Origin of the sequence: Halotia branconii CENA392 (assembly GCF_029953635.1) — a bacterium.
Lineage (GTDB): Bacteria > Cyanobacteriota > Cyanobacteriia > Cyanobacteriales > Nostocaceae > Halotia > Halotia branconii.
This window is the reverse complement of the sequence record NZ_CP124543.1, coordinates 5,852,371-5,874,970: the sequence shown is the minus strand read 5'-3', so window position 1 is coordinate 5,874,970 and position 22,600 is coordinate 5,852,371. Positions and strand designations below refer to the sequence as shown.

The 22,600-nt window shown below is 38.5% G+C and carries 10 protein-coding genes; 2 read left to right on the top strand and 8 right to left on the bottom strand.

Translation table 11 applies throughout. From position 1 onward, the window contains the following. Positions 1 to 8 precede the first annotated feature (8 nt). The 8 genes from QI031_RS25735 to QI031_RS25700 all read right to left on the bottom strand — a co-directional run bounded on the left by QI031_RS25735 (position 9) and on the right by QI031_RS25700 (position 20,005). Complete coding sequence (locus QI031_RS25735) at positions 9 to 1,244, bottom strand: aldo/keto reductase (protein WP_281486122.1); 1,236 nt, start codon at positions 1,242 to 1,244, stop codon at positions 9 to 11. Positions 1,245 to 1,251: 7 nt separating this feature from the next. Continuing rightward, the gene (locus tag QI031_RS25730; RefSeq protein WP_281482423.1) at positions 1,252 to 6,159 is read right to left on the bottom strand and encodes a non-ribosomal peptide synthetase; all 4,908 of its coding nucleotides are present in this window, start codon (positions 6,157 to 6,159) and stop codon (positions 1,252 to 1,254) included. Positions 6,160 to 6,288: 129 nt separating this feature from the next. Beyond that, positions 6,289 to 7,083: an SDR family oxidoreductase gene (locus QI031_RS25725; protein WP_281482422.1), complete on the bottom strand. Its 795-nt coding sequence runs from the start codon at positions 7,081 to 7,083 to the stop codon at positions 6,289 to 6,291. Positions 7,084 to 7,096: 13 nt separating this feature from the next. Further along, on the bottom strand, positions 7,097 to 7,783 hold the full coding sequence (locus QI031_RS25720; protein WP_281482421.1) for a cupin domain-containing protein: 687 nt from the start codon (positions 7,781 to 7,783) through the stop codon (positions 7,097 to 7,099). A gap of 9 nt (positions 7,784 to 7,792) precedes the next feature. After that, complete coding sequence (locus tag QI031_RS25715; protein ID WP_281482420.1) at positions 7,793 to 8,392, bottom strand: LysR family transcriptional regulator; 600 nt, start codon at positions 8,390 to 8,392, stop codon at positions 7,793 to 7,795. Positions 8,393 to 8,473: 81 nt separating this feature from the next. Beyond that, complete coding sequence (locus QI031_RS25710; protein ID WP_281482419.1) at positions 8,474 to 13,243, bottom strand: non-ribosomal peptide synthetase; 4,770 nt, start codon at positions 13,241 to 13,243, stop codon at positions 8,474 to 8,476. After that, on the bottom strand, positions 13,244 to 17,452 hold the full coding sequence (locus QI031_RS25705) for a non-ribosomal peptide synthetase (RefSeq protein ID WP_281482418.1): 4,209 nt from the start codon (positions 17,450 to 17,452) through the stop codon (positions 13,244 to 13,246). Between the two features lie 591 nt (positions 17,453 to 18,043). Then, positions 18,044 to 20,005: a patatin-like phospholipase family protein gene (locus QI031_RS25700; RefSeq protein ID WP_281482417.1), complete on the bottom strand. Its 1,962-nt coding sequence runs from the start codon at positions 20,003 to 20,005 to the stop codon at positions 18,044 to 18,046. Positions 20,006 to 20,737: 732 nt separating this feature from the next. Between QI031_RS25700 and QI031_RS25695 the strand changes: the two genes are divergently transcribed. Next, positions 20,738 to 22,306, top strand: a complete 1,569-nt coding sequence (locus QI031_RS25695) for a class I adenylate-forming enzyme family protein (RefSeq protein WP_281482416.1) — start codon at positions 20,738 to 20,740, stop codon at positions 22,304 to 22,306. Next, the gene (locus QI031_RS25690) at positions 22,303 to 22,554 is read left to right on the top strand and encodes an acyl carrier protein (RefSeq protein ID WP_281482415.1); all 252 of its coding nucleotides are present in this window, start codon (positions 22,303 to 22,305) and stop codon (positions 22,552 to 22,554) included. Before QI031_RS25695 ends, QI031_RS25690 begins: the two co-directional genes overlap by 4 nt. Positions 22,555 to 22,600 lie beyond the last annotated feature (46 nt).

Below are 22,600 nucleotides of genomic sequence, written 5' to 3'. Positions count from 1 at the left end.
ATTTTTAACTAGCTTGAAAAATAGGGGCTAGGGGCTAGAGAAGAGAGATTTTCATGTTTGGTTGTGAGATTTTTTCGTGAGGGACTAGCTTGAAATAACAAGCTATGGGCATCTTCTAATAAAGCTGGTATTTTGTCAGCATGAGGACTATGACACAAACAATTACTCAAATTAAATTCTCTAATTCGTTCTGCTGTCTTACCAGGAAACCAAGGATCGGCATTATTTAAGTGGTTGTAACGCCTTGTAGCATATTCCCACATATCAAAAGCGATCGCTAAATTTCGCAACCATAAAATAACGGGAATATTAATTTCACCGGGAGTTTGGCTATAGTGGGGTAAACCAATGTACCAGGTACTATACCAGTCCTTTCCGAGAGAGGCGATCGCAGCTGTTTCTAACCGAGTTAAAATAGGCAATAATATTTCATCAGCGTTATCTAAAAGTTCTATCACTTGCAAATGTTCATCAAAATCTGATGGTTTTGATGCACCTAAACTCAGAGTATGTACTTGCGGATGGCTTAAACAAAACAAATCATTAAACGCCATTGGGCTGAGAGGATAGCATAAGTCCAATAACTTTTGTGGCGGTTTATATAGCATTCCACCTTTATCAGATGGACTAATAATAAATACGCCCATATCGTGACGCGTGGCGGCTTCAATAGCAGTCCAATTAAATTGATTAATGTAGTACCAATGTAGATTTACATAATCGAATTGATTAGTATTAATAGTTTTAATAATTAAATCCGTTGGCGCGTGGGTAGAAAAGCCAATAAACTTTACCTTACCCTCGGCTTGTAATTGTCGCGCTACATCAAGACAACCATTGGGACGCATTGTATCTGTAAATTGTGACTCATAATTAATGCCATGTATGGTTAATAAATCAATATAATCTAATTTTAATAAAGCCAAAGATTTATCAAATAAACGGCAAAATTCGTCAGCATCAGACGTTGGACAAACCTTAGTTTGGACAATTATTTTTTCTCTAGATAACTTCGGTAAAACCTCACCTAACTGCATCTCCGAAGTTCCATAGAGCCGGGCAGTTTCGATGTGATTAATGCCAACCTCTAAAGCACGATGAATAGTAGCTTCTAAATTCCTTTGATTTTCCTTTGGAATTTGTTCTATATTAAGCTCCTTATCTTCTGTATAGGCGTAGCGCATTCCGCCGCAAGAAAAGACTGGCAAGGGTAATTCTGTTCGCCCGAATCTACGATATTGCATCATAAATTTATTTTGATTGGATGGCTGCTGCTAGCTGAACTATAGTAGGTTTTTCAAACAGAGTTACTAAAGGTAATTCTACTTTGAAAGCTGACTGTATTTTGCAGTTAACTTCTAGAGCAAGAGCAGAATAACCTCCTAATTCAAAAAAGTTGTCTTGAGTACTAATTTGCTCTTTTTTTAAAACCTCCTGCCAGATAGTTAATACAGTTTCTTCGATAGAATTTTGCGGCTTTACAAATTCCTTTATTATTGGTAATGTAATAGTTTGATTTGTCAAAATTGGCTTTTCAAATGTCGAGATAAGTTCATCCAGACGTTGATTATAATTAACAGTTATTTTTTCTAGCAAACTCAAGAAATTATCAACCATTTTGGTAATAGTCGCATCTGCAAATAAATCTGTTCGGTAAACCAGCAATCCTTCAATACCTGTTGATGTTTCTTCCAGGGTTAACTCTAAATCAAACTCTGCGGTATCTTTGGTATCTTTAGCAATTAACTCCTCTTTTAAAATCAGATTGGAAAACTCTAAATTGTCTTCTGGAGTATTTTGAAAGACAAACATTACTTGATTGATTAATGTATAGCTAGGGTCTCTCACTGGCTGGAGTTTTTCTATTAGCTTGATTAAGGGCATTTCTTGATGAGCGTAAACACCCAAAGCTACTTCACGTACTCGACTTAATAATTCCCGGAAGCTGGGGTTTCCTCCTAAATTGGTGCAGAATGGTAGCAAATTAACAAAGAAACCAATTAATGTCTCTGTTTCTACTCTGGTGCGATTGGCTAAAGCACTACTGACAATAATATTTTCTTGTCTTGTATAAGAAAAAAGTAATGTTTGAAATGCTGCCAACAAAGTCATAAATAAAGTTACGCCTTCTTGTTGATTCAAGGCTTTGAGTGCATCGGTTAGTTTTTGGGAAATTACTACTGATTTACCTGCACTTTCAAAGGTGCGTACTGGCGGACGAGGATAATCAGTTGGTAGCTGCAATATTGGTGGACTAATGCCTAAATGCTTTTGCCAAAATTGAAGCTGAGATGCTAAAACTTCTCCTTTTAACCACTGTCTTTGCCATTGAGCAAAGTCACTATATGTAATAGGTAACTCTTTGAGAGGAGAAGGTTTACCTTCACAAAAAGCTGCATAAAGTTCGGCTAATTCTTGAGTGAGGATACTAAAAGACCAACCATCAGCAACAATATGATGGGTAACAGCAATAAATAAATATTCTTGTTCATCCAAACGCCACAGTTTGCTACGTAATAGCGCCCCGCGTGCTAAATCAAAAGGCTGCTTAAGTTCTTTCTCAGCCAGTTGTTTAACTTGAGTTTCGCGTTTGGCTGCGGGAATATGACGCAGATCGATTACGCAAAAGTCGAATACAGGCTCGTCAACAATCGCATAAACGACTTGTCCATTTTTAACTTGAAAAGTCGATCGCAATGTCTCATGTCGTCGGACAATTTCTCTTAAACTATCTTCTAATGCTGTTTCGTTCAGCGCACCTGTGATGCGATAAATCAAAGGTAAGTTATAGATGGGATTGCCGGGATAGAATTGGTCAAAAAACCACAATTCTAGCTGGGTTAAAGAAATTGGTATGTCCTCGCCTTGCGATGGCATCCGTTTGATGGCTAAATCTTGTTGATGTGGCGTGTTAGCTGTGGCGATTTTTTGGGCTAAAGGTGCGATCGCTGGCGATTCAAATAAACTTAAAAGGGGTAACTCTATGCCAAATGCTTTGCGCGTTAAAGCAATCACCTGAGTTGCTAATAAAGAATGTCCACCCAAATCAAAAAAGTTATCGTAAATGCCAATTTTTTCTAACCCTAAAACATCTCGCCAAATTCCCGCTAAAATTTCTTCGGTGGGTGTGCGCGGTTCTACATAAGTTTGGCTTAATTGGGGTCTGCTGTTCGATGGTTCTGGTAAAGCGCGACGGTTGACTTTGCCATTGGGTGTAAGGGGAAAAGATTCCATTTCTACAAACGCCGATGGCATCATATAATCTGGCAGTTGGTCGCTCAAAAAAGTTCGCAATTGTTCAACTGTGATAGTCTCGCCAGGAATTGGCACAAAGTAAGCCACTAAATATTTTTCCCTAGCACTTTCCCCAAACACTTTTGCTACCGCTTGGTTAATTTGCGGATGTCTGCTGAGAACGGCTTCAACTTCTCCCAGTTCCACCCGGAAACCCCGGACTTTCACCAAATCATCTATCCGTCCCAAAAACTCTATATTGCCATCTGGCAAGTATTTTGCTAAATCCCCTGTTTTATAGAGGCGCTCGGAAAAGGGAATTTCCCCCCTGCTCCCCCGGTTACTGAGCGCAGTCGAAGTATGCTCCCCTGCTCCCCTGCTTCTTGCAAAAGGATTAGGCAGAAACTTTTGATTGGTCAAATCTGGACGGTGGAGGTAACCACGCGCCAAACCATCACCACTCACATAGATTTCCCCAGGTACGCCAATTGGTACGGGTTGAAGATTGCGGTCTAACAAATAAACTTGCACATTGACGGCTGGTTTACCAATGGGAGGATAAATCGGCCATTCATCTGGGTTGTGGCTAAAAGTATAAGCTGTAACTAAATCTGCTTCTGTAGGTCCGTAGAAATTGTAGAGCGTACAATTGGGCAAACGCTTAAACAGCTTAATCATTGGCTGTGTAATTTGCAGTTGTTCGCCACAAGCGATCGCTTCCCTAATATTGTTAAATAAATCTACTTGTTCTCCGTAGATTTCCGCTAATTGCTGCCACAGGGTAACAGGGAGAAAAACCTTACCAATGGGGTTGTTAGCCAGTAAGTGGATTAATTTATCTAAATCTTTGCGATCGCACTCTGGAATTAGATACAATGTGCCGCCAAAGCCCCAAGCCACAGATATTTCGTGATAGCTGACATCAAAACTCAAAGAAGCAAACTGAAGCACACCAACACCTGTAGCCATTTTCGCCTGATGGTGTGCGACTAAATTAGTGAGCGAGCGATGAGGAACAATCGTTCCTTTGGGTGTGCCAGTAGAACCAGAAGTATAGATTAGGTAGGCTAAGTTATCAGCAGTGACTTCAATTGATGGATTTTCCGCAGATTCTTTGCTGATTTCGTCTCCATCATCATCTAACATAATTAGATGATGAGCCGAGCTACCCTCAAGTAATGACCGCCAACGTGATTGAGTTAATACAACTGGCGCTTGCGAATCCTTGAGCATGAAGGCTAAACGCTCTGGCGGATAGTGCGGATCGAGAGGAACGCAAACTCCCCCAGCCTTGAGCGTACCTAAAATAGCAATCATCGCCTCTTGCGAACGCTCTACGCAAATACCCACTGGGATATCTGGTTTCACACCTAAACGTTGTAAGTGGTGGGCGATTTTATTGGCTTGCTGGTTTAACTCCTGATATGTCAATTGCTGCTTGTCGTATACCACCGCCAAAGCTTGAGGGTTGTTTGCAACTTGCTCCTCAAATAACTGATGAATGCAACGATTGATGGGATAATCTGCGGCGGTTGCATTCCACTCTCTTAACAGCAAATTTTTCTCTGCTTGAGTTAATAGCGGTAACTCCCCTAGAGTGCGATGGGGATTAGCGATAATTCCCTCTAATAAAGTGAGGAAATGACCGGCCATGCGCTCTATTATGTCTGCATGGAAGCGATCGCGATCATAATTAATTTTGACAGTCATTTCCTCGCCAGGAATCGCCACCACCGTCAAAGGATAATTAGTTTGCCCTCTATCTTGAATTTCCTCGATACTTAAATTTCCTGGGAGTTGCTGCAAGGTTGCATTAATAGGATAATTTTCAATGACAACCAAACTTTCAAATAAAAGTTGCGTCCGAGCTACTTCACTCACACCCTGAATATCTACCAGTGGGGTGTATGAAGACTGTTCTCGTTCGATGTACTCTTCTTGTAACAACTGCAACCAGGTTAACAAATCGGTTTGCTCAGGAATTTTTACCCGTGCTGGCAGAGTATTAATAAACACTCCCACCATCGATTCTACACCAGATAAAGCCGGAGGACGACCAGAGACAGTAGTGCCGAAAACCACATCAGACTCGCCACTATAGCGACTGAGCAACAAAGCCCAAGCTGCTTGAACTAAAGTTGCAAGTGTCAGATGATGCTGTTGGGCAAAAGATTTTAAGGCTGTTGTCGTCTTTGCCGATAGATTCTGGGAGAGAACATCAATATATAGTTGTTGGTGAGAACTCTGCCCAATCGCTCGTTCTACAATCAAAGGTGTAGGTGCAGAGAAACCCTGAAGATTCTTTTGCCAAAATGCCTTTGCTCCAGCCAAATCTTGCTGCTGCAACCAATTAATATAATCACGAAAAGGACGACTCGGAGCTAAATTTAACTGTTTACCATTTTGAATAGACTCATAAATAGAAAATAATTCTCTGAAAATAATCGGCCAACTCCAACCATCAAGCAGCAAATGATGAAAACTCCAAACAAACTCATAAGTTTCATCGGTTACCCAAATTAATGCACACCGCATAATGGGAGCTTTGTCAAGTTCAAAACCTTGCTTTTTATCTGCCTCTAAAAACCAATTCAGCCGGATTTCTTGCTCCTGCTGAGATAACATCCGCCAGTCTAAATTAGACCAAGATAAATTAACTTGTTTGCGTACTACCTGTACGGCTTGCTTGCGATTCTTCCAAACAAAAAGAGTCCGCAACACCGAATGTCGCTCCCCTAAAACTTGCCAAGCACGTTCAAATATACCTGCATCTAAATTACCATGCAAAGTTAATTGAAACTGCTCAAAATAGAGCGTCGATTCCGGCTCATACAGAGCATGAAATAACATCCCCTCTTGCATTGCCGACAGAGGATAAATAGATTCAATATCTTTACTTTTATTTGGCTTTTGTGCAACTACCATTGGTTTAAAAATTATGGTTTATGTAAGTGTTCTCTCTTCTTTTCTTCTCTTTGCGCCCTACCCTGCGGGAAGCCGCTATCGCGTCTATGCGCCCTTTGCGGTTCGTTTAAATACTGATTATAAATAAAATTAAAAAGCCGATGTCGATAATCCCCCATCAACCGGAATAGTCACACCCGTTATATAACTGGCACATTCTGATGCTAAAAACGCCACTAAATTTGCCACCTCACTAGACAAACCACGCCGACCAAGCGGAATCATTTTATTACTTCCGGCGATAATTTCATCAACAGACTTTCCTTCCTGTTCGGCAAAAACCTCTAAATATTCTCTATGCCTAGGAGTATCAATCAAACCAGGATTAACACCAGTAACTAACACATTCCATTTAGCAACTTGCGTCGCCACAGTTTTAGTAAAGTTCATTAATGCCGCATTCGCTACCCCAGATTTCACAAGACGGCTAGAAGGTTCTTTTCCTGATGTACCAATGATATTAATAATCCGTCCCCATTGCTGACTTTTCATCGTCGGTAGCACCAGATTAGTCATGCGAATATAGCCCATTAACTTGCGCTCAAAGACATTTTCCCAATCTGCATCATAGATATTTTCTATTGGTTCAAGAGAAAATGTTGCTCCTTCAGAATTGTTGACCAAAATATCGATTTTGCCAAATTGTGTAATAACTTCTTGGACTAGTTTTTGAGAATCACCAGCATTTTGAGCATCAGCACAAATAGAGATAATTTTTGTGGAAGAATCAACCAAACTTTGATAAGCTTGTTCCAATCGGTCAGAGTTTCTACCACAAATTACTAAATGACAACCTTCTACTGCCAACTTTTGAGCAACGGTGTAACCTATGCCAGCACTTGCACCTGTTACTAAGGCGACTTTTTGTGATAATCCTAAATCCATAATTCATATTCCTTTAGGAAGCAGTTAGTGCTGTCTTTAAAAAACTTTCTTTAAATGAAAGATAAGAGGAAGGCTTAATCAAAATCTCAATTAAAGTTACAGTTTCATTAGAAGCATTATATCCTCCATATAAAGCCTCAGCAGGAGCATAATAAACGCTACCATATTCTAACTGTTGCTGTTCGTCTTGGATGGCGATCACTAATTTACCATTCAAGACTATTCCCATTTTTTCACCATTAGCTTGGCGAGTTGGGATGATTGCTTTAGGAGGAATTTTAGTAATAATAATTTCAAACCAATAACCAACCACAGACTGACATTCAAACCCTGTAATTTTATCGAAAATTGGTGAAACTTTTAAAATCGCCTCTTCAGGTTCCTTCAAATTTGTAATGCGTTTTACATCAAATGCTAATGCTGTTTCTGAAAAAGGATTAGTAGAACCATGCAGCACATTAGCACCAGCAACATACAATTGCTCAAGAGGTTCGAGAATTTCTTTTGTACCGTTGAGATTAAATTCTAACCGCCCTTTAATTTGCATTCCTATTTGACTTTCGGGATGTCGATGTAATGTAAAAGTTGCGCTTGGAGGAATAGAAGCTAACTGCACAACGGTATCTTCACATTGAAAGGCGAGTAACTCTACATTAGAGTTAATTATAATAGTTTTTGGTTGGGGAAAATATTTAGACATAATTTGTTGTTAATTTAATCTTTTTTTCTGAAAAAGCGACCAACTCATCTGGATATTTCCATAAGTAGAAATAAATTCTAAATCGTAAACTTTAGCTGCATTCTCATTAGTAATAGCGAAGTCGGCTAACCCTTGCTTGACTTGCATCGCGCAATCGCTAGTAGAAGGAGATAAATCAACTTTAATTTGTGCTTGATCTTGAGTATCTGGCAAGAGTTGTTTTAATAAAGGTAGCGGTGCTGGATGAGTTACAATTCTCGAACCGTTGAAAACTGCCTCTTTATCTTTCTTTTTAGCCAGCCCATAAACGGGAGTAGGATAGATAAAAATAAAGCCTAACTCAAAATCAGGCTCCATATAAAACTCATTAATTCGGTCGTAAGCATGAGGAACCAATGCTAAATCTATCTTGTCTTGCAGCAAAGCTTCTTTAACATCTAAAAAAGTATCAAACAACTGATTTGATACCGTAAATTCTTCGGAAATTAGTTGATTAATTATGTACTGAGAAGCATAGTCACTACTAGTAGCAGCAGGCCCCAAAGTACCTATAACTAAATTGTTTGAAGTAGGGATATGAAGCTCAAATTCAATCTGAAATTCCAGCATAGTTATTTTTGAGTAATCATCATATTTTTGGCAGCGATTTATTAGTTGTTTAGCGTTCGATAACCTCCTAGAACTTAGTTTTTATTCAATTTCTGCTAACAGTTCGTCCAAAGCTTCTTGGCTAAACTCAACATCCGGGAAGTCTGAAGGAGTGTAACCACCTGCTTCTGGAGATAAGCAGTGAGCAATAATAGCTTCTAGCGCTGCTATATACTCATGCACCAAATGTTCTATAGTCTCTCGGCGATGGAATTTCTCGCTGTAGTACCATTCCAGTTTCAGCCGTCCTTCTATCACTAAACCATCCACCGTTATTAAGTGGCTGCGTTGTCCTTGAGGACTGTGAATAGAACCGCTAGACTCTTGGGCATATTTCCATCCCAAGGTGGCTAACTGGGTTTGGTCGTATTGACCTAAGTAGTTAAAGCTCACCTGGGCTTTGGGTAGGGCTTGTAACTGATGACGACACTCATTTATACTCAAATAACGCAAGATGCCATAACCAATACCCTTGTTAGGAATCCGGCGCAGTTGTTCTTTAACTGACTTGAGAACTTCTTTGAGATCGTCTTGTGCTTCCAGCTTTAACAGCACGGGGAAGATACTGGTAAACCAGCCTACCGTGCGCGACAAGTCCACATCCTCAAACAAGTCCTCTCGTCCGTGACCTTCTAAGTCAATCAGTAAAGCGGGAGAATTTGTCCAACGAGTGAAGGTCTGTGCTAACGCCGTCAGCAGCACATCGTTAATTTGAGTGTTGTAAGCCGAGGGAACATCCTGTAACAAAGCGCGAGTTTGTTCTACGCTCAAATCTACAGAGACAATCTGACTGGAGGCTACAGTATTTTCTTGAGCAGCAGTAGAATCCAACGGTAACGGCACAGTTGGAAAACCCATTGATTCCAGCCAGTAATCTAGCTGTGAACGAAGTTCTTGACTGCGGCCATAATCCTGCAATCGCATTGCCCATTCCTTAAAGGAGGTGGTTTTTGCAGGTAGTTGGATATTTTGACCAACTTCTAACTGTTTGTATGCTTGCGATAAGTCTTCTAGCAAAATTCGCCACGAGATACCATCGACAGCCGCGTGATGGATGACGATGAGTAACCGTCCGGGAGAATTGCCTAGTTGAAACAGCACAACCCGCATCAGCGACCCATCTGCTAAGTTGAGCTTTCTTTGTGCTGAATCTGCTTTATCTGCCAGTGCTTTTAACTGTTCTGTTTGGGATAGATGTGATAAATCTATAATGTCCAACGAGACTTCATTGACAGCATCACTGTTGTACTGCTGCCATTTTCCATCCTGCTGCACAAATTGCAGGCGTAAAGCATCGTGATGATAGAGTAGCTTTTGTAGTGACTGCTTTAATAGTTCCGGTTGCAAAGTTGCGGGAACTTCTAGCAGAACTGATTGGTTAAAGTGATGCGGTTCTGGCTGATTTTGCTCAAAGAACCAGTGTAAAACAGGTGTTAGAGGGATAAATCCTGTAACTAACCCTTGTTCTGATTGAACCGAATTAATTGTACCAGCAACCGTCGCTAATTCAGCAATGGTTTGGTGTTGAAATATTTGTTTTGGAGTGAGTTTTAGCCCAGCTTGATTAGCTCTAGCAACAATTTGGATGCCAATGATCGAATCTCCACCTAATTCAAAGAAATTGTCATAGATACCAACTTTTTTAAGTAATAAAACCTCCTGCCAAATCTTTGCCAAGACTTCTTCAGTATGGGTACGAGGAGCGACCAAAGCAGTCGATTCATCTAACTCTAACTGCGGTACAGGTAATGCACGACGGTCTACTTTGCCGTTTGGTGTAATTGGCAGAGCTTCTAGAAATGTGAATGACGCAGGTATCATGTAACTAGGAAGCTTTGACTGGAGAAACAGGCGTAGCTCATTACTAGTTGGCTGTTTCAATTCTGGGATGACGTAAGCTGCCAAATTCTTTACACTAGGTATATCTTCTCTAGCGATCGCCACAGCGTCCCGTACCAGAGGGTGTTGAGTCAAAATCGCCTCAATTTCGGCAAGTTCAATGCGAAAACCGCGAATTTTAACTTGGTTGTCAATACGACCCAAAAACTCTACATTACCGTCGGGTAAGTAACGCGCCAAATCTCCTGTTTTATACAGGCGATCGCAGTTCTTATCATGAAATGGGTTCTGGATAAAGCTTTTTTGTGTTAACTCTGGACGGTTGAGATAACCTCTAGCTAAACCATCACCGCCAACATATAGTTCCCCAATAACTCCAACTGGTACAGGTTGCAGATGCTTATCCAGAATGTAAATTTGTGTATTGGCGATGGGAGAACCAATTGGTAAGTTAATTGCCTTCTCTGGTACTTCTGAGATTAAGTACCACGATGAAAAGGTAGTATTTTCAGTCGGCCCGTAAACGTGAAGCAGTCGCTTTGGTGGTTGATTTTGAAGTGTTGCTCTAACTGTAGTCGGGTCAACTGCTTCCCCACCGAATAATACTGTTTCTAAAGTTTGGAAGATTCCCGGTACTTGATTAACTAACTGGTTAAATAAAGCTGTGGTCACAAATAAAACATCTATCTGCTGCTGACGCAGTTGTGTGGCAAGTTCTAGTGGTGCTAGCAGTATTTCTTTTTCGATGCTTACCAGCCTAGCTCCATTTAGTAAAGCTCCCCAAATTTCAAAGGTAGCAGCATCAAAAGTTGCATTAGAGGCTTGAGCTACCCGGTGTTCGGCTGTGATACTTATATAATTGGTGTTGCAGACTAATCGATTGACAGCTTGATGGATGACAGTAACGCCTTTGGGCTGTCCTGTAGAACCAGATGTATAAATCACGTAAGCTAAGTTATCAACTGATACTTCGATAGTCGGGTTTTCCTGACTGTAAGTCTCAATTACCTTTGAGTCTGTATCTAAACAGATTACTCTAGCTTGAGTGTGAGGTAACTGTGAGATTAACTCTTGTTGAGTTAGTAAGACTGGTATTTTTGCATCTTGCAACATATAAACCAATCTCTCTGGGGGATATGCTGGATCGAGTGGTAGATATGCTCCACCAGCCTTGAGAATGCCTAGCATTCCTACGATCATTAGGGGCGAACGCTCGATGCAAATTCCGACTAAAACTTCTGGTTTTATCCCCAGAGTTTGTAAATAATGTGCTAATTGATTGGCGCGTTCATTTAACTGTTGATATGTCAGCGATTCATCTTCATAGACCACAGCCACAGCATTTGGTGTTTTTTCTACCTGCTCTTCAAATAACTGATGTATGCATTTGCTGTGAGGATAAGGTCTATAAGTATCATTCCACTCTACTAGTAACTGATGTCGCTCCTGCTGACTTAGCAATGGTAATTCGCCAATACTTTGACGGGGATTGGCAATAATCGCAGCTAACAAAGTCTGGAAGTGACTCGTCATCCTGGCAATGGTTTCTGGTTCAAATAAATCGCTGTTATATTCCCAAGAACCTATCAGTCCTGCTTTTGTCTCCCACACTGCCAAGGTCAAATCAAACTGAGATGTACCACGTTCTACAAATTGAGGAGTCAAAGTCAAATCGGGCAATTCTACTTTATCTAACAAGAAATTTTCTAAGACAAACACCACTTGAAACAGAGGATTGTAACTCAGAGAACGTTCTGGTTGCAATGCTTCTACCACTTGTTCAAAGGGAACATCTTGATGAGTGTAAGCAGAAGTTGCAACTTGCCGCACTTGGGATAAAAACTCTACAAAACTGAGATTGCCCTCAATCCGGTTACGCAGTACCAATGTATTGACAAAAAAGCCAATCGATGTGTCTAATTCTCTGCGGTTACGGTTGGCAATGGGACTACCAACGCAGATATCATCTTGACCGCTGTAGCGAAACATTAAAACGACAAAAGCCGCCAGTAGGGTATGAAATAAGGTCGCCCCTGACTGTTGGCTGAATTTTTTGATTTGTTCGCTCAAATTCCGGTCAATTTGGAATTGCTGGGTCGCACCACAAAAAGTCTGAACGGCGGGGCGGGATTTGTCTGTGGGTAGTTCTAATAAGGGTGGTGCGCCAGCTAACTGTTGCTTCCAGTAATTGAGTTGCTGTTTTTGTACTTCCTCTGTCAACCACTGTCGCTGCCAAACTGTAAAATCACCATATTGAATCGGCAACTGTGACAGGAGTAAAGGAGAATCCAGCGTCAAAGCTCGGTAGATATTAGATAACTCTTGGATGAATAGCCCCATTGACCAGCCGTCGGTGATGATGTGATGCATAATCAACACCAACTTATATGACTTTGACCCCAGCTTTAATAAAGTCACTCGCAACAAAGCACCATGACTCAAATCAAAATGCTGACGAGCTTCTTTGGTGACAATTTGTTGTACCTTTGATGCTGCTAGACCTTGCAAGTCCAGCACTGGGATGTTGATTTTCAAGCTCGGAGAGATAACCTGCACGGGTTTACCATCAATGGCAGGAAAAGTTGTGCGGAGAATTTCGTGGCGACGGATAATTTCGTTGAGACTCTGTTCGAGAGCAGCTAAGTTGAGTATACCTTCAAGGTGCAACTGCAAACCCTCGTTATAAAATGCGCTTTGGCTCTCTAGTTGATAAAGAAACCACATCCGTTGTTGGGCAAAAGATAAGGGTAATTCCCCAGAACGGTCTATAGATACTATTGGCTCAAAAGAGGAGTCTGTTGCTGTCTTGGCTTCTTCTAGAAAAGCTAGGATTTCTGATTTGTACGCTAGTAGTTTGTTTTTGAGGTCTGGGTTCATCACTCCCTTGGGAGCGACAAATTTTAACTGGTTGTCTTCCAGCCAAACTTTGATGCCTAAACTATTTAAATAAGAGACAAATTCTATTGTTGTCATTTACAGTACCCCTACCTCATATTCATTTTCTGCATCATCAATATCTTCATTCCACTGTTTGGCGACAGTTAGCAGTGCTTCTAGGCTTTCTCCTAAACCAGCGATAGTCGGAGATGCAAAAAAACGATTGGGCGATAATTCCACAGCAAAAGCTTCGCGCAATCGCGCAATGACTTGGAAGACTAGCAAAGAATTTCCTCCCAGTTCAAAGAAGTTGTCGTGAATGCCGATTTGAGGTATGCCTAAAACATCTTGCCAAGTTTGAGCTATCTGCCTTTCTGTGTCATTGCGAGGTGGGGTAATCGCTTTTTTATCAGCCATACCCTTAGCTAATAAGTCTCGATTAATTTCGCCGCTAAGAGTGAGGGGCATTTGTGAGAGTTGCACATAGTCACAGTTAACGATGGTTCCGAAGCGATCGCACACCGTCAAATCTGGTAACTTTGATACAACAGCACTATCTTTGGAAGTAAAATAGGCAGTTAATTTCTGTAACCCTTGAAACTGGGAAGTAAAACGCCGAATTTTAGCATGGCTGCCATCTAAACCAACTATCAGCCCTGTTTGGTCATGATATAAACCAGCCAAGAAAGAATATAAGCCTTGTTGCAGGCTCATATCATAATATCCTTGCGTGCGGATAATTTCTTGTCTCTGATAACCCTTATTCATCCCGGTATCACGCCAAATTGTCCAAGCAAAGCAATAGCTATGTAACCCAGCAACAGAATTTTGATATTGATTAAAGCTTTCCAAAAAATTGTTAGCCGCAGCATAAGCAGCAATTGTCGCGCCACCAAAGAAACTCGCCAAAGACGAAAAGCTAATAAAAACACCTTGTCCTTTCAACACCTGATGTAGCACCCAAGCACCTAAGACTTTAGGACGTAAGATTGCAGCGAAACTTTCTGGTGTTTCATCCACTAGCATTTGTTCGTGGTAAGTTCCCGCCAGATGAATCACGCCATCTAGTTGACTTCCCCAGATATTCTTGACTTTTTCCACTACCTGTTGTGTGGCTGACAAATCGCAGATATCTACTGCTTCATAAACTACCGTTCCCAGGTGTTTTAATTCTTGATATGCTTGAATCTTGTCTGATATTGATGCAGATATATTAGACTCTGTACTTGGTAAAAGAGAACGACCAAGTAAGAGCAATTTAGCATCAAAAAACTTGATCAGATATTTAGCAATTTCAACCGCAACCCCACCAAGACCACCGCTAATTACATACATTCCACCTTGTTTAAAAGGTAGTGCTTGTTTTGGTTTGTCTATTAAATTGACTTTTTCTAAACCTGCAACAAAACGCTGTCTATCGCGGTAAGCAACCTCTTGTTCTTTAGATACAATCTGGAGTTCTTGTAGAATATGATTGCCGTTGACCTCAATTAAATTTAGTTGCAAATCGATGTGGCGACAATTTAACCAGGAGATTTCGTGGGGAATAGTTTTTAGGACACCGAGAACAGGAGATTTTTCATAAGCTATTTTGTCTGTGAGTTGCGTAGACTGCGTATAGTTAGAAACAAACAGTAATTGAATGAAATGTTGTTCATTCCGAACTTTTTCTAAGGCTTGAACAATAAATAATAAACTATAAATTCCGTACTCTTGAGCTTTTTCTAAAGCTGCTAGATTATTAATTTCTCCGCTATATTCTTGATAATTCCAGAAATGGATAATCTGGCTAATTTTTAGTTTGGTTGATGTTATTGCTTTAAAAAATCTTTGATAATGTTCAGCGTTACCAGGGTTTAAAAAAAAGTGATGATGACTGATTTGAGTAAAATCGTAACCGGGTGAAACACAAGTATATGGTAGGTTTTGCTGTTGTAATTGCTGACAAATAAATTCACCTAATCCTAGCTTGTCGAGGAATACTACAGTCAGACCATCTTGAGGTAAGGGTTGCAAAATATTGGCTGGCTTTTGTCGCCAGACTTTTTTATAGAACCAGTCAGGAATAGTAGTATTGGTGTTACCAAACAAGATATCAATCTGTTTAATAATTGATTGAAATTCACTATTTTTAAACCGTTGGCTGAGTTGCGATCGCTGAATTTTTCCAATGGCAGTTTTCGGAATAATTTCTTTATCTACGGGAATTAAATAATCTGGGTTTACGCCTACTTTGTTAACAACTTTGGCGCGAATTTCTTTGAGGAGATTTATGATGCGATCGCCACTAACAGAAGTATGGAAAAATATCGCTAATTTATCGGTATTGCTTCCTGGTTGTCTGACTGCACAAGCGGCTGTATATGAAACTTCTACGGCTTCTAGTTCCTCAATAGCAGCTTCGATTTCATGGCAATAGTAGTTTAAGCCATTAATAATAATGACATCTTTGATTCTTCCCGTAATAGTTAAACGCCCTTCTTGCAAAAATCCTAAATCACCTGTATTAAACCAACCATCAACGGTAAAAGCTTCTTGGTTCGCTTGGGGATTTTGATAGTAACCAGTAGTAACAGATGCACCTTTTACTTGTAATCGTCCAATAGTGCCTTCTGTCACTATTTGTTCATGTTCGTCAACAATCCGCACTGAAGCAGCCGCAATTGGCAAACCCAATTCGACAAATGAAACGTCATCTGATGTAGATTCGAGAGAAAAACTATTAGAGTAGGTAATACCAGAACCAGTTTCGCACATCCCAAAGGCTGGATGAATCGCGGTGGTTGGTAAACTGTATGGACGAAGCAACTTTAAAAAACTTCTAGCTACTTTAGTAACAATGGGTTCGCCAGCGTTGATGATAAAACGCATCGACGATAAATTCCAGTGCTTTTGCTGAATTTCACTGGCGCGATCGCAGATTAAAGAAAAGGCAAAATTAGGTGTCCAACTAATTGTAGCTTGATGATTATCAATCAAATCTAACCACTTGAGGGGATTCTCTACAATCAAATTAGTAGGCACATGAATTTGTTGGCAACCCAAATTAACAGCCAAAATGCTGAGAGAGACTAGCGCGCCAACATGATCCAAAGGCATCCAGTTTAAAACACTGTCTTGATGGGAAAAATTACCCATGACTACAAAGCCATTTGTCATACTCAACAAGTTGTGATGATTCAACATCACACACTTGGGTATACCAGTACTGCCAGAAGTTAAAAACAAAATCGCTAAATCTTCTGGTTGACTCTGATGCAAGTTTTCATCCGCTTCGCACTCATACAACTGTTCGATAGTCGCTAGTTGCAAGTTTTCTAAATTTAACAACGTTGCTAAATTAGCAATTTTGGGTGCTAAAAGATCGCTAGTTAGTACCAGGGGTTTCCCCAATATCTGCCAAGTATTCTGAAGTTTGCTGGTAATAGTGTTAAGTTGTTCGTAGGTTTTAGCTACAGATATGGCAACGGGAACAAAGCCACCAATCACGCAACCCCAAAACGCACATAGGAAATCTTGATTGTCTTCTAGTTGAAAAATTATTTTATCTTGTGGTTTGAGTCCTAACTTTCTCAAGCCAGCTAAAATTCGTTGGGCATCCTGCCATAATTCTTGATAAGACTGAATTTTCTCACTGTCATGATGTTGAATATATATGATACCTTTATTTGTATTTTTAGCGGTTTTTTCGAGTAATTTTGCTAAAGTTTTAGGAGCATCGGGGGAATATTGTAGCGGTTCTCCGTGGCTAATGGCTAGTTTGTTGATATAGGATAAATTCTGGTTTTCTATATTTTGAATAGGTTTGATTGATGATAAATTTTGCTGGCTATTTTCATTTGTGAATACTTGATGATCGTCCAGTAAATCCTCCAAATGCACAGGAGGAATCTTTATAACCACTGGTTCAGTAACTACTGCAAAACTATCAATTTCTGGCAACAAGTACAATTGTTTTTCTAGGCGAGTTATTAAATCAGTATCAATAACTTCTAAGCTAACTAAAGTTGCTTCATCTAACTGTACTGTATCAGTAATAGGTATACTTGAAACTGGTATAAATGCTACGGGTATCAATTCGCTAGGTAAAACTTTTTGCAAGTGAGACAACAATTGTTCAATAGCAAACAAGCCTAATGGAACTACATAAGCTATTAACTCACATTTTAAATTTTTTGTTTGCCTATTTAATACTACACAATCATCTACAGTCAAACTCGACCTAATAGCAAATTCTATTTCTTCGTATGTAAAAATTTTATTATTTAAAACTTTTAAAACCTGTTTATGATTATCTAATTGCATTAGGTTTTACATCCTTAGTTCTCCAATGTTAATAATCTTCAATTAATTTTAATTAAAAAATATAAATATAATTTGTTATTTGTCTACAATTATCCATTAGATAAATAATCTTAGTTTTGTCAATAAAATGCAATAGCAGTTAAGACAGTTAAGAAGACAGTTAAGACAGTTATTGCCATAATTTAAAACCGATGCGATCGGTAGCTGGGTGATGTAGAAAATCTCATCCACAATATCCCAATGCAGTCAATGCATACGCGATCGCAGTGACATTACAACAGAAAATAGGCTGTTGAAACTAATGTAATTGAATGATTTATAAATCTCGCTCGTTTGGAAATCTGAGCTATATTATCAAGATCCATTGATTTTTACTTTAATAGCTAATACCTGAATCTTGAAGTGTGTTGTGGCACTTTTTACAGTCATATATTTTCTTATTAGTTTGGCCAACATACAAGGACAGATAAGACAGTTAAGCAAATCAATTGAGACAGATAAGCTCAAACACATATTCTTTGCAAATTTTAACTTTAATTAAAGTTTTATGGATTGAGCATCTTACCCTCCCTTAAATTTAATAAATTGGATTTAGCTTAACAAAACACTACACAACTCATCGATTTTTTGACCATTTTCAGCAATCATCCGATGGGCTGTAGCTTGTAACTGACGGGTATTATTTAATTTAGTATTATCTAATTCTTCTAAATCCCCATCTAAGAATGTTTGAAACCGATAATAAGAACTTTTTTCTTCATTATTAGGTGCAAACAAGCGTTCTAATTCTCCAGCTACCACTTCACTACCGCCATCAAACACAATATTTAAAAGTGGTCTTCCCCATTGTAAAAGTCCCCAATTTTTAACTTTGCTGTAATGAAATGCACTTGTGAGCGAACCTGTACCTAAAGAAACTATTACAATATCTTCTGTATTGATAACTCTATTTGCTTGTTGTCTATTACTAATTTGTGCTTCTAAAATAGCCAAATGTGCTGGATTATTAGCAATAACTCCACCATCAATTAAAGTATATACGCTATCATTATTGTGGGCATTGACAATACGATGGGGAGCAAAATAAGTGGGAGTAGCACTGGTGGCTAAGGCTGCATCTAAAAGTGAAAAACCTCCACAAAAATTGCGGAAATTTTTGGATTCAATATTTTGCTTTGCTGATTTGTTAGTAAACAATATCGGAATGCGGTGTTCTATATCGTAACTAGTGACAAAAACTTCTTTAAGATTATTTTCTAGAGGGCTATTACCAAAATATTGTTTTAAAATTTCTTCTCGACTCTCAGAAGAATATTTTGGTAAAAAGAAATCTTCCAGGGGGCCAAGTATTTTTTCAAACAGTGGTTCATAGAATATTTCTGCGCCATACTCAAGAAATAGTTGGAAGAGATCCTCAGCTGTATATTCAGCGGGTGATAAATTATCAGAAACCTCTGTATTTAATCGGGGTTTAGTTAATCCCAACGCCAAAATTCCGCCACTAGAAGTACCCGCAATTAAATCAAATAAACTAGATATAGGCTTTTGTGTCCGTCTTTCAATTTCTGCTAAGAGGAGTGCAGGAATAATACCTCTAATACCACCTCCATCAATCGCCAGTATTTTATATTTAGGTTGAGATGTATTGTTCATAGTTTCTGAGGATTCCTCCTGAATTAATGTTTGTGCTAATTGGGTATTAATAGGAACTTTAGTTTGGTCTGTTTTAGTTTCCTCTTTGGGGATAGTCTCGGATTCTTCGTTAGCTAATACAGTTGTCGTCGTTAAAAATGCGACATCTTCCTGAAAATTAGTTGCAGTTTCACTGATAATTTCACCTTCATTAGATGATTGTTCTACAAATGGAATTTGTGTTAAATCCCAACTTGGATTACCACGCACAGTCCCTTGATAAGAGTTACTAGTTTGGCTTTTGACGGTTTTTCCTTCGCCTTCATCTAATTTCCAGTAAGCTATTAATCCTGGTTCATCACCGACTATTAACCCAGAACGTTGATTCTGTATTTGTTCTTGGGTACAAGGATAATTCCAGATGCTAATGTGAGCTAATTGACCTGTAAAATATATGTGATTATGTAAAGTCGCTCCCAAAGTTACAGAACTTGTTGCTTTATTTAAAGAAGTACCCGTAAAAGATTCACCGTATTCATGACCATCAAGATATACAGTTACTTGGCCTTGATTGAAAATGATGGCAAAAAAGTGCCATTGTCCTATAGTTAATTCTCGATTACCAAATGTTTTGACATATTTACTAACAGTCTCATCAATGTAAATATCTAAATTACCTGCTTCACTAATACCAAATTCAAAATTATCGCTGTATCGATCGGAAGAACGCGCAAAAAATACATTGCGTGTTCCGTATGTAGTGGCTTGATTTGTTAATTGATGAGGATTAACCCATCCTGAAATGGTAAAAGCCGAACTTCCCTCAGCGAAAACGCCACCAACATCATTTCTGCCAAAATCTATATAATCCTTTTGACCATTAAATGTTAAAACTGATTGCTCAACTATTTGATTTACCACGAAATTTTTATCTCCAATTATTCAGTTAAAGCACGGGAATGTAAAGTAATAAATTTGTTCGTCAAAGCAAGGTTAAATTTATGCGAGACAGAGAACTAGCTGCGAGACTAACCTTACGGAAGAAAGTAGCTAACTAATGTATTTTTAATTACAATTTTTACAAACTTTCTTGGGGTTATTACATAACTAGAACGAATAAATTAACTATAATAGCTACTCTCAAATCAAAACATAGCTCTGGCGCTATACGATGAAATTTTTGTCAGGTATTTGCTGAAAAGGCAATGAAAATTTTTGAGTTAGACAATTATTTAGTTGATCTGTGGGTGGAAGTACCTCAGTTTTAACTGCTAAAACTATCTGAGAGATTAGAGCGTAATAAAAGCTTATTGTAAGTCTAATTATATTTCTATATGCAAGGTAATTAGAGTTAATAATTAATTTTCATCTAATGTTTTAAAAAAGTTATATAAATATTTTAATTATCTAGTTAACTGTCTTAACTGTCTCCTTAATTATCTTAAGTGTCTACTTCATTGCCTTAAGTGTCTTAAATTTCATAACTAACTATTTTCAATTCCAAATATTACATTGTTACTAGTATTGCGTTCTATAGATAAAGCTGAGATAATCCATAAGTCAACAAAAATTAAAACCAAAATAATTTAATTTATATTATAAAACTCTCGTGTATAAATCTCATAATTCATGATGATTCATGAATTATTTTGAGTGCGATCATTTTTAAATATTGAGGCAGTGATGTTAAAAAAAAGACTTTTAGAAGTTGTTAAAAGCTACCCTAATAAAACAGCGATCGCTTACGATAACGTCAAGATTAGCTATCAAGAACTGTATGCTAAAATTCAACATTTAAGTCACTACTTAAGCAAGACTGGTATTACCCAAGGTGATTGTATAGCCTTAGTTTTACCCAACATTCCAGAGTTTGCGATCGCCTTTTATGCCATTGCGAAAATAAATGCTATAGCTTTGCCAATCAACCCTTTGCTCAAAGAAGAAGAACTCAGTTACTACATCATTGATAGCAAAGCTCGTGCCATAATCACCAATAGTGATGGCGCAGATATTAGTCGTAAAATTATCTCTAAATTAGATAAAAAAATAGAATTAATTGTTATTGATGACATGAAACTGAGTTATCCAGTAAATAACTCAATAATTCCAGAAAGCGCCTCTAATTTTAGCGGTGATGTGCTTTATCAATATTCTTCTGGTTCTACGGGTAGACCAAAAAGAGTATGTAGAAGCCAAAATAATTTATATCACGAAGTCATCAACTTTACTCAAACCACTAATATCTCATCCGCAGATAACATTTTATGTTTAGTGCCACTGTATCACGCACATGGATTAGGTAATTGCTTATTAGCTGCTTTAAGTAATGGTGCGACTTTGGCAGTTTTAGAGCAAGTTACTAATCAAGGCAAAGCCATTGAAGTACCGTTTGTATTTAGACGCGCACGAGTATTAGAACTAATAGAAAAAGAGCAAATTACTATTTTACCTGCTGTTCCCTATATTTTTAACACTCTCGCAGAAACACCAAATGATACGCAAGTTGATATCTCATCCCTGAAATTATGCTTTTCTGCGGGTAACTTTTTAGCAAAAGAGATTTTTGATAAATTCCTGCAAAGATTTGATATTCCGGTGCGACAACTTTATGGCTGTACAGAAGCAGGTTCTATTGCTATTAATCTCGATGCTGATTTAACCAGCACTTATAATTCTGTAGGCGAACCTTTAAAAAACATTGAGATTAAAATTATTGATGATGCGGGGAAAGAATTACCAATTGGTACTACTGGCGAGATAGTTATCAAAAGTCCAGCATTAACAAAAGGATATTGTAATCAACCAAAACTCAATCAACAGGTATTTCAAAATGGTAGATTTTTCACTGGTGATTTAGGCATAAAAGATGAATTGGGACGGGTTTATATTACTGGTAGAAAACAAATCTTTATTGATACAGGCGGACATAAAGTCGATCCGCTAGAAATCGAAAAAATATTGATAACCCACAATCAGGTTAAGGAAGCTGTAGTGGTTGGGATCAAAGGCTCTTATGCAGGAGAAATTATCAAAGCAGTTATTGTTACTCAAAACCAAGATATTTGTGATGAGAAAGAGATTGTATCTTACTGCAAAGACAAGTTAGCTGATTTTAAAGTACCGAAAGTTATCGAATTTCGCAATGAAATACCTAAAAGTCCACTTGGTAAGGTTTTAAGAAAGAACTTAATTGATAATTTATCTGATAAAATAACATCATGAAAACTATTGATTTAATTACAGAAAAAACTAAAAATATAGTTTTAAATATATTGCCAAATATTAATAGAGAAGATTTAACAGAATCTAGTAATCTCTTTAGCCTGGGTCTAGATTCTGTTAATGCTATGACACTAGTTTTAAAATTACAGAGTAATTTTGGTATTAGATTTGCAGTTAATGATATTAATGCAGAAAATTTCCAAAGTATAGAAATGATTGTGCAGTTAATAAATGCCAAGCAAGGCTGATAGTTTTGAGTATCGGCTGTTTTGTTGCATATTCCTGAAGACCTGA

Coding starts and splice junctions, on each gene's coding strand:
- QI031_RS25735 (WP_281486122.1), bottom strand. CDS start 1,244: ATGCAATATCGTAGATTCGGGCGAACAGAATTACCCTTGCCAGTCTTT.
- QI031_RS25730 (WP_281482423.1), bottom strand. CDS start 6,159: ATGGTAGTTGCACAAAAGCCAAATAAAAGTAAAGATATTGAATCTATT.
- QI031_RS25725 (WP_281482422.1), bottom strand. CDS start 7,083: ATGGATTTAGGATTATCACAAAAAGTCGCCTTAGTAACAGGTGCAAGT.
- QI031_RS25720 (WP_281482421.1), bottom strand. CDS start 7,783: ATGTCTAAATATTTTCCCCAACCAAAAACTATTATAATTAACTCTAAT.
- QI031_RS25715 (WP_281482420.1), bottom strand. CDS start 8,392: ATGCTGGAATTTCAGATTGAATTTGAGCTTCATATCCCTACTTCAAAC.
- QI031_RS25710 (WP_281482419.1), bottom strand. CDS start 13,243: ATGACAACAATAGAATTTGTCTCTTATTTAAATAGTTTAGGCATCAAA.
- QI031_RS25705 (WP_281482418.1), bottom strand. CDS start 17,452: ATGCAATTAGATAATCATAAACAGGTTTTAAAAGTTTTAAATAATAAA.
- QI031_RS25690 (WP_281482415.1), top strand. CDS start 22,303: ATGAAAACTATTGATTTAATTACAGAAAAAACTAAAAATATAGTTTTA.